This window comes from Micromonospora sp. NPDC048843 (genome assembly GCF_040649965.1).
GTDB lineage: Bacteria > Actinomycetota > Actinomycetes > Mycobacteriales > Micromonosporaceae > Micromonospora > Micromonospora hortensis.
In genome coordinates, this window is sequence record NZ_JBEZGJ010000241.1 from 1 (window position 1) to 8720 (window position 8720).

Below are 8720 nucleotides of genomic sequence, written 5' to 3' on the forward strand. Positions count from 1 at the left end.
CCAGCAACCCCGAGATGGGGAACTGCTCCATCGAGGCGAGGACGTTCGTCGTGACGTAGTCGAAGGGCCCCTCAGGGTGCCCCCAGAACCCGTCGCGGCGACACGATCCAGGGCACGCCGCTGGCCACGTACTACGCCAAGCAGGAGCCGATCACCGCCACCGGGGAGAAGCACCCGATGGCACGCGCCATGAACGTCATCGACTACGACGCGGTGACCCTGGGCAACCACGAGTTCAACTACGGCCTGCCGTTGCTGGACCTGTGGATCCGCCAGCTCGGGTTCCCGGCCCTCGCCGCGAACGCCGTCAACGCGAAGACCGGCAAGCCGGCCTTCCTGCCGTACGTCATCAAGAAGGTCTCCCTCGGTTTCGCCGCGCCGACCCTGCGGGTCGGCATCCTCGGGCTGACCAACCCCGGTGTGGCCATCTGGGACAAGGGCAACGTCGAGGGCAAGCTGCGCTTCGACGACATGATCGCGACCGCCGCGAAGTGGGTGCCGATCATGCGGGCACGCGGCGCGGACCTCGTGCTGATCTCCGCGCACGGTGGTGACAGCGGCACCTCCAGCTACGGCCCCGAGTTGCCGAACGAGAACCCGGTGGCGCTGATCGCCCAGCAGGTGCCGGGCATCGACGCGATCCTCTTCGGTCACGCGCACAACGAGGTGGTCGAGCGGTTCGTCACCAACGAGCGCACCGGCACGCAGGTGCTGCTCTCCGAGCCGTCGAAGTGGGGCCAGCGGCTCACCCGGATGGACTTCACCCTGACCCGTGAGCGTGGCCGGTGGGCGATCACCAAGAAGGCCGCCACCATGCTGAACACCAACACTGTGGTCGAGGACCCGAAGGTGCTCGCCGCCGTACGGGCCCAGCACCAGAAGACCGTGGCGTACGTCAACCAGGTCGTCGCCAAGTCCACTGTGGAGTTGTCGGCGGCGGAGTCGCGGTACAAGGACACGCCGATTCTGGACTTCATCAACCATGTGCAGACCGAGGTGGTCGGCGCGGCGCTGGCCGGCACCGCGTACGCGGACCTGCCGGTGCTGTCGATCGCGGCGCCGTTCAGCCGGACCGCCGTCTTCCCGGCCGGCGACGTCAAGATCCGCGACGTGGCAGGGCTGTACGTGTACGACAACACCCTCGAAGCGGTAGTGCTCAGCGGGGCCGAGGTGCGCGCCTACCTGGAGTACTCGGCGAAGTACTTCCGCACCCTCGCGCCGGGCGCCCCGGTCGACCCGGAGCAGATCAGCGACCCGGCGGTGCCGGACTACAACTACGACGTCTTCTCCGGCCTGGACTACGACATCGACATCTCCAAGCCGGTCGGGCAGCGGATCACCCGGCTGGTGCTGGCCGGCACCGACACCCCGGTGGCGGACAACGCGCAGTTCGTGGTGGCGGTGAACAACTACCGGCGCAGCGGCGGTGGCAACTTCCCCGGCATCGTGAAGACCCAGGTCTACAACGCGCAGCAGGAGATCCGTCAGTTGCTCATCGACTGGGCGCAGGCCAAGGGGACGATCGACCCGGCCGACTTCTTCCAGCCCAACTGGCGTCTGGTCCGCGAGGGCGTGCCGGTCTTCTGACCGCAGCGCAGCACGAACGGGCCGTGGGTGGCGACACCCGCGGCCCGTTTCGCGTTTCTCAGCCCTGCACGTTCCAGCGGATCGGGTCCTCGGACTCCTCCGGCCGGTCGCGCCCGGGATCGGTCTCGGTCAGGGCCACCCGCTCGTCGGGACGGACGGCGGGCGGCAACTCCCCGAACCGGGCGTGGCGCAGAAACGCGTACTCGTCGTCGGTGAACGGCTCATCGGTCATCAGCGCCTCCTCCTGCTCCCCTGTGATTGTCCGGCCGCCACGTCGGTCGACACCAGTAGCCGGGCGCACACCCTCTAAGGCGTCCTAGGATCCTGGGTGAGGGGTGGTGGCCTGGTGCGATCGATGGGACAACCGGTCGAGCACCGCGAGGGCCAGCCTGATCGGGCGACGGCGCAGCATCTCGTCGAAGCTCGCCCGACCCTGACAGAACTGCACGAACATCCGCCAGCCCGGCGGGGTCGCCAACAGGGCGTGGAACACGTCCGGGCGACGGGTGAACACGTCGAGCAGCCGGAACCCGGCCCGCATCTCCGGCAGCAGACGCTCGGCCACCGCCCGCTCGTAGCCGGCCAGATCACCGTTCGCGACCGCCGCTCCGGCCAGCTCGCCGGAGCGCAACGCGAAACTGATGCCCTCCCGGCTCCACGGCTCCAGCAACCCCGCCGCATCCCCCACAACCAGCACCCGGCCGTTGCGCAACGGTGAGTCCTCCGCGCGGCAACGGGTCAGGTGACCGGAGTCGTGCTCCGCCGGCAACCCGGTCAGACCCAACCGGTCGACGAACCTCCGCAGGTAGTCGCGGGTCCCCTCCCCCGCACCCCGCCCGGCGATCACGCCGACGGTCAGCCGGTCGCCCTTGGGAAAGACCCAGGCGTACGAGCCCGGCATGTCGCCCCAGTCCAACAGCAGCCGGCCCCGCCACCGCTCCTGCTCGGCGGGCGGCACCGGAATCTCCAACTCCAGACCCAGATCCACCTGCCGGTACCGCACTCCGACGTGCCGCCCGGTCACCCCCGACGAGCCGTCCGCCCCGATCACGGCACGAGCCGCGATCGTCGTACCGTCGGCCAGCCGCAGGCGTACCCCCTCGGGGTCCTGCTCGATCGCGCGGACCGCGACCCGCTCCCGCAGTTGCGCGCCGGCGGCGACCGCCGCCTCGCGCAGCCGGTCGTCGAACTCCTCACGGCGCACCATCGTCACCACCGGACTGCCGTTGCGGCGGGTGAACTCCCGACGGCCGTCGCGGGTGAACGTCACCCGGTCCACCCGGTCGTGCGCGGGCACCTCGATCCGATCCTGAACGGCCGCCAGCGAGGTGCCGATCAGTCCACCACCGCAGGTCTTGTACCGCGGGTGCACGGCTCGCTCGACGACAAGGGTGGAGACGCCAGCACGGGCAGCGGCGTGCGCCGCGGAGAGCCCAGCAGGGCCGGCGCCGACGACGACGAGATCCCAAACGATCACGGAAGCAGCCTAGGGCACCTTCCTCGCCCGACCGCCGGACCCGCCCGCCGTCGCGACCGCCCGATCGGGTGTGCATCTTCGGGCACCGAGGGGGTAACCGGCGCACGGCAACCGCCACCGCAGTGGCGGACGAGCACAAGGAGGAACCATGCAGCAGGTGCAACTGTCGGAGGCCGAGCAACGGGTGTACCAGGCGGTCACCACCCTCGAGGCACGCGGGCAGGTGCCCTACCCGGACCTGATCGCCGAGGAATCCGGGCTGACCGCGGAGCAGGTGGGCAGCCCTCTGCACCTGCTCACCGAGAAGGGCCTGCTGCACCGCGAGGACTCACCGATGGCCGGCCTCGACTTCGGTCCCCGGTTCTGCGCCCGCCAGATGGCGTGACCGACGGAACCAGCCGGCACGGTTCGCCCCCCGACGACCCGGGTAGCGGTCAACCATGCATGACCGAGGGTCGACGGGGGGCGCGGTGAGCGCGGCGCAGACGCCGCAGCCGGTGACAGCGGCCGAGAACCGACGACGCTGGCAGGCGGTCGGCGTCGGACTCGTCGCCGCCTTCATGACGCTGCTCGACGTGAGCATCGTCAACGTGGCCGTGCCCTCCATCGACCGGGCACTGCACGCGTCGTCGAGCGACCTGCAGTGGATCCTCTCCGGGTACGCGCTCACCTTCGGACTGGCGCTGGTGCCCGCCGGTCGCTTCGGCGACGCCCGCGGTCGGCGCAACGCGTTCGTCTTCGGCATCGCCCTGTTCACCGTCACCAGCGCGCTCGCCGGGCTCGCCACCTCCCCGACCTGGCTGGTCATCGCCCGACTTCTGCAGGGCGCCGCCGCCGGCGTCGTCAACCCCCAGGTCATCGGGCTGATCCAGCAACTGTTCCGTGGGCCCGAACGCGCCCGCCCGTTCGGGCTGCTCGGCGCCACCATCGGCATCTCCACCGCCGTCGGGCCGCTGCTCGGCGGACTGCTCATCGCCATCGGCGGCGAGGAACACGGCTGGCGCTGGGTGTTCTTCGTCAACGTGCCCGTCGGTGTCCTCGCGGTGATCCTCGGCTGGCGGCTGCTGCCCGGCCGCCCCAGCGGCCAAGCCGGCTGGCATCGACTCGACCCCGTCGGCGTCCTGCTGCTCGGCGTCGGAGTGGTCCTGGTCCTGCTGCCACTGGTGCAGGAGCAGCAGTGGCAGACCCCCTGGAAGTGGGCGCTCATCCCGGTCGGCCTGGCGGTGTTGGTCGCCTTCGGGCTCTGGGAGCGACGGTACGCACGCCACCACCAACCCCTGTTCGACCTCCGGCTGTTCAGCTTCCAGTCGTACACCCTGGGGTCGATCCTGGCGCTCGTCTACTTCGGCGGCTTCACCGCGATCTTCTTCATCTTCACCCTGTTCCTACAGATGGGCCTCGGCTACAGCGCCCTCGTCGCCGGCCTGGCCATCACCCCCTTCGCCCTGGGCTCCGCCGCCGCCGCCGTGCTCGGCGGCCGCATCGTCAACCGCTTCGGCCGACCACTGGTCGCCATCGGACTGCTCACCGTGGTGGTCGGACTGGCCGCCACGGTGATCGCACTGCACCTCTTCCCGGACGCCCCGGCACCCTGGGTCACCGCCGGCCCACTGCTCGTCGCCGGCATCGGCAGCGGGCTGGTGATCGCCCCCAACCAGACGATCACCCTCTCCGAGGTGCCGGTCGGGCAGGCGGGCAGCGGCGCCGGCATGCTCCAGACCGGCCAGCGCATCGGCGCCGCCGCCGGCATCGCCGCCGTCGGCTCGCTGTTCTTCTCCACGCTGGCCGACAGCCGCGGGGACTGGACCAACGCCTTCGAACAGTCCCTCATGCTCGCCACCGGCATCATCGCGCTCGCGCTGATCACCGCGCTGATCGACATCTGGCGAAGCCACAACCACAAAACCTGATCGGGGTACGCCGATGGCCGGCACGCGGGTTGGGTGCCGGCCAGCAAGTCGATGTCGTGGTGCGGTCTGTGGCGGGGTCAGGGAACGGAAGTGCCGCTGGCCGGCACCCCGAGGTTGCGGGTGCCGGCCAGGGGTCGGTGTCCTGCTGTAGTGCTGCGGTCGTGCGGGTGGGGCGGTCTTGCTGGCGTGCTGGCGTGCAGTCGTGCTTGTGGTGCGGGTCAGCTGTTCCAGTGCTGGGCGACGAGGTCGGTGGCCTGCTGCTCCCACTGGGCGTAGGCGTCCGGGTAGGCCGACACCTGCACCGTCTGCGCGGCGTCAGTCAGCGGCATGTCCTGCCACCCGTCGACCTGCTTGAGGCCCTTGAGGAACGCGGTCGTGGAGTACTCGGGGTCGGTGATCTGCTCCGGGGTACCCCAACCACTGGACGGGCGCTGCTGGAACAGGCCCAGCGAGTCGTGGTCGTTCATGTCGCCCAGGTGACCCAGGTTCTCCAGCTTCGACTCCTGCAGGCTCGTCGCGATCGAGATGACCGCGGCCCGCTCCGGGAGACCGGCCTTCTTCGTAGCGGCGATGATCGCCTTCACGTTCGCGGTCTGCTCGCCGTTGAGGCTGATGTGCGACTGGTCGCCCTGCGGCTTCGGCGCCGACTGCACGGCCACCGCGACGGGCTTGGCATCCACCGGGTTGGCGTGGGCGGCGATGGGGCCGGCGAACACACCACCGGCGAACGCGAGACCAGCAACGGACAGCATGCTCTTACGGAAGATCGTGTTCATGGGGGGTAGCTCCTTCGGGGGTAGGACACCCACACCGCCAAGGGGGGCGGCGGCAAGGGTGTGAGCACCTCGTCCGGCGCTGCACAAACAAGGGGGAAAAGTCTGAGGGGGTGACACCGTGTCGGGGTGTCGGGGTCGGCGACCTGCGAGCGGGGGGCTCGTGGCGCCGGGACCATGTGTAACGACCGGCGGGCCGGGGTCATTCCGGGGTCGGCCCACTCGCCGGCACCCTCATCGTGGCGGCGCCTGCGGTCGTTCGTGGGGGTCGTAACGACCGAGCGCGGGTCGGCATTCCAACCTGCGGGACCTGCATCCCATACCCCTGGGGGTCGGGCGGCGAGTCGGTGGTGCTGCGATCGTCAGGGTATGTAACGACCCCGGCCCCCCCATGATTCCGGCCCACGAGTGCGCCCAGTCACCACCCACAGCCGCCCAGCAATGGACAAAACACCCACGCCCGCGGGGCCCACCGGCGCCGAACCGGCCCCACTCGCATGATCCACTCGGGTTCACGGAAGGCGGGGCATCCCGGACGCCGGGACACCCCGACTTCATGAAACCCGCGTCGATCACGATCGGGCCGACCGCGCGAGGGCGGCACAAACCGGACGGACTTCGCGTCCGAGCCGATCGTGTCGGCGCGCCTGGCGCAGCGTGCTGGGATCGACCTGAGCGACACACGCTCTGGTGGGCGTTACCCTGACACCATGCAGGCCGTCTCCCCCACCGCGACCGGCGTGGCCTTTCTGGCCCGCCCGGGTCGCCCCGCTGTGGTGGCGCGGACGCTCGCCGAGCTTGCCGGCCCCACCCGAGGTGTGGTGGAGCTGCCGGTACGGCTGATGTGGAACGCCGAGCGCACCTTTGACCTCGGCGACCCGGACCAGCTGCTCTGGATGTACGAGAACGTGCTTCGCGAGACCACTCGGGCCGAGGATCTGCGCGCCCTGATCGACGGGCGGACACTGCGTCGGGTGTGGCGACTGCTCAACCTGCCTCGGGGCGTACGCCAGGCGTGGGAGAGCCGGCACCGCGGCCTGCGCGCGGCGTGACCGAGCCTCATCTGCACGAGTTCTACCGGGAGGTGGCCCGGGTGGCGCTTGCCGCCGCCGGGCCGTACCGGTTCGTGCTGGGTGGTGGGGTGGCGTGGGCCGCGCACGGGCTGGTCGCCCGACCGACGGAGGATGTGGATCTCTTCGCGGACGTGGAGGGTGCCGCAGCGGCGGCGTCAGCCGGGGTGCGGGTGGCCCTGGAGGGAGCCGGGTTCATCGTCAGTGACGCCGACCCGGACAGCGAGCTGGCCGAACTGTTCGACGGGTACGAGCAGGACATGAAGGACTTCGTGGTGAGCCGCGACGGACGGCAGATCCGGCTCAGTCTCGCCCGGTTGGACCGCCAGCAGAGCCCCGTGGTGATGGACCTCGGCCCGGTGATGGACGTTCGTGACCTGGTGGCGAACAAGATCGCGGCGTTGGTCAACCGGCGGGAGGTTCGCGACTTCATCGACGTGGCCGCGGCCCTCGACCACTACGACGTGGCCGAGCTTTTGGTGCTGGCACGGCAGGTCGACCCCGCGCTGGACCCGGACGACGTGCGCGCCGCCGGCCGCTACCTGGACCGGCTCTCCGACCAGCGTTTTGGCCGGTACGGCCTGGGCGCGGCCGACGTCGCCGCGATTCGGCAACGCTTCGCCGCCTGGCCCCGCTGACCGGGTGGGCATCCCGCGCGGACGCCCACCCGACGGTGTGTCACTTGGTCGGTCGGCCGCCCGTGACCCCGAGGATCTCGCCCGTCACGTAGCTGGACTCCTGCGAGGCGAAGAAAACGTACGCGGGTGCCAACTCAGCCGGCTGCCCGGGACGCCCCTCCGGGGTGTCGGTGCCGAACTGCTTCACCTTCTCCTCCGGCATGGTGGCCGGGATCAGCGGCGTCCACACCGGCCCCGGTGCGACAGCGTTGACGCGGATGCCCTGCTCGGCCAGGTCGGCGGCGAGGGCCTTGGTGAAGTTGGCGATCCCCGCCTTGGTGGTGGCGTAGTCCAGCAGCTGCGGCGACGGGTCGAACGCCTGAATCGACGACGTGTTGATGATCGCCGACCCCTCGGCCAGGTGCGGGATGGCGGCCTTGCAGAGCCAGAACATCGCGTACAGATTGGTCTTGAACACCCGGTCGAACTGCTCGGTGCTGATGCCGAGGATCCCCTTGTCCTGCGACATCTGGTACGCCGCGTTGTTGACCAGGATGTCGAGGCCGCCCAGGTCGCGCACCGCCCGGTCGACCAGTTCCTGGCAGTGTGCCTCGTCGGTGATGTCACCGCGTACCGCGACGCCCCGCCGGCCGGCGGCCTCGACCAGCCGGATGGTCTCCCGGGCGTCGGCGTCCTCCTCCTCGCCGAGGTAGGAGATGAGCACGTCCGCGCCCTCCCGGGCGAAGGCGATCGCGACCGCCCGGCCGATCCCCGAGTCACCGCCGGTGATCAGCGCCCGCTTGCCGTCGAGCTTGCCGCTGCCCCGGTACGACTCTTCCCCGTGGTCCGGCTTCGGGGTCATCTCTGCGGTGGAGCCGGGCGCTGACTGCTGCTGTGCGGGCTGACCGGACTGTTGGCCGTACTGGCTGGTCGGGTCCTGCTGGGTGTGCTGGTCCTCGCTCACTGAAACTCTCCTCACTGCGCGCGGGAAGCGGGGGCTCTCCCGCGAATACCGTCCCAGACCGCCCTACCCCGCGTCGGCCTGCGGAAACCGCTGCACCGATCGGGGCTGCCGTGGCGGGAGTGCCGGGTGCTGGTTATGGTGCGCAAGGCGCTCACGAGGCGCGTCCACCCCCATGGAAAGGCACGTCATGACCTCTCCCTCCGGCCCGTCGCGCCGCCAGGTGCTCGTCGCTGCGGCAGCCGCGGCGACCACCCCGCTGATCGCCGCCTCCGCGACGGTTTGGAGCGCATCCTGCGGGGTCGCACGGGCGCGCTCATCGTGC

8 protein-coding genes and 1 pseudogene are annotated in these 8720 nt (G+C 70.4%); 5 read left to right on the forward strand and 4 right to left on the reverse strand.

Annotation, left to right across the window (positions count from 1 at the left end):
* Nucleotides 1–96: 96 nt before the first annotated feature.
* Nucleotides 97–1587 (forward strand): annotated as a pseudogene (locus tag AB0C20_RS33175) (5'-nucleotidase C-terminal domain-containing protein); the annotation flags it as partial.
* A gap of 58 nt (nt 1588–1645) precedes the next feature.
* On the opposite strand, the gene AB0C20_RS33180 reads toward AB0C20_RS33175, so the two are convergent.
* Both AB0C20_RS33180 and AB0C20_RS33185 read right to left on the reverse strand, forming a co-directional pair.
* Nucleotides 1646–1819, reverse strand: coding sequence for a hypothetical protein (locus tag AB0C20_RS33180; RefSeq protein ID WP_357188729.1), 174 nt, complete (start codon nt 1817–1819; stop codon nt 1646–1648).
* Nucleotides 1820–1903: 84 nt separating this feature from the next.
* Nucleotides 1904–3064 (reverse strand): geranylgeranyl reductase family protein, encoded by a 1161-nt coding sequence (locus AB0C20_RS33185; RefSeq protein WP_357188728.1) that lies wholly within the window; start codon nt 3062–3064, stop codon nt 1904–1906.
* Between the two features lie 148 nt (nt 3065–3212).
* Between AB0C20_RS33185 and AB0C20_RS33190 the strand changes: the two genes are divergently transcribed.
* Both AB0C20_RS33190 and AB0C20_RS33195 read left to right on the forward strand, forming a co-directional pair.
* A complete protein-coding gene (locus AB0C20_RS33190; RefSeq protein ID WP_091397890.1) occupies nt 3213–3449 on the forward strand; it encodes a hypothetical protein in 237 nt (78 codons plus the stop codon).
* An 85-nt stretch (nt 3450–3534) separates the two neighbouring features.
* Nucleotides 3535–4974, forward strand: coding sequence for an MFS transporter (locus tag AB0C20_RS33195; protein WP_238685692.1), 1440 nt, complete (start codon nt 3535–3537; stop codon nt 4972–4974).
* 218 nt (nt 4975–5192) lie between these two features.
* Here the strand turns inward: AB0C20_RS33195 and AB0C20_RS33200 are convergent, their stop codons facing one another.
* Nucleotides 5193–5750 (reverse strand): hypothetical protein, encoded by a 558-nt coding sequence (locus AB0C20_RS33200; RefSeq protein ID WP_357569482.1) that lies wholly within the window; start codon nt 5748–5750, stop codon nt 5193–5195.
* Between the two features lie 707 nt (nt 5751–6457).
* Here AB0C20_RS33200 and AB0C20_RS33205 point away from each other — a divergent pair.
* Nucleotides 6458–6799 (forward strand): hypothetical protein, encoded by a 342-nt coding sequence (locus AB0C20_RS33205; protein ID WP_357188735.1) that lies wholly within the window; start codon nt 6458–6460, stop codon nt 6797–6799.
* A complete protein-coding gene (locus AB0C20_RS33210; protein ID WP_357188733.1) occupies nt 6796–7455 on the forward strand; it encodes a nucleotidyl transferase AbiEii/AbiGii toxin family protein in 660 nt (219 codons plus the stop codon). The genes AB0C20_RS33205 and AB0C20_RS33210 overlap by 4 nt, the downstream gene beginning before the upstream one ends.
* A 40-nt stretch (nt 7456–7495) precedes the next feature.
* Here AB0C20_RS33210 and AB0C20_RS33215 read toward each other — a convergent pair whose 3' ends face one another.
* A complete protein-coding gene (locus tag AB0C20_RS33215) occupies nt 7496–8398 on the reverse strand; it encodes an SDR family oxidoreductase (RefSeq protein ID WP_357188731.1) in 903 nt (300 codons plus the stop codon).
* Nucleotides 8399–8720: the final 322 nt, after the last annotated feature.

Bases quoted from the DNA above. Each gene is read 5' to 3' on its own strand.
- AB0C20_RS33180 (WP_357188729.1), bottom strand. From the start codon at position 1,819: ATGACCGATGAGCCGTTCACCGACGACGAGTACGCGTTTCTGCGCCAC.
- AB0C20_RS33190 (WP_091397890.1), top strand. From the start codon at position 3,213: ATGCAGCAGGTGCAACTGTCGGAGGCCGAGCAACGGGTGTACCAGGCG.
- AB0C20_RS33200 (WP_357569482.1), bottom strand. From the start codon at position 5,750: ATGAACACGATCTTCCGTAAGAGCATGCTGTCCGTTGCTGGTCTCGCG.
- AB0C20_RS33205 (WP_357188735.1), top strand. From the start codon at position 6,458: ATGCAGGCCGTCTCCCCCACCGCGACCGGCGTGGCCTTTCTGGCCCGC.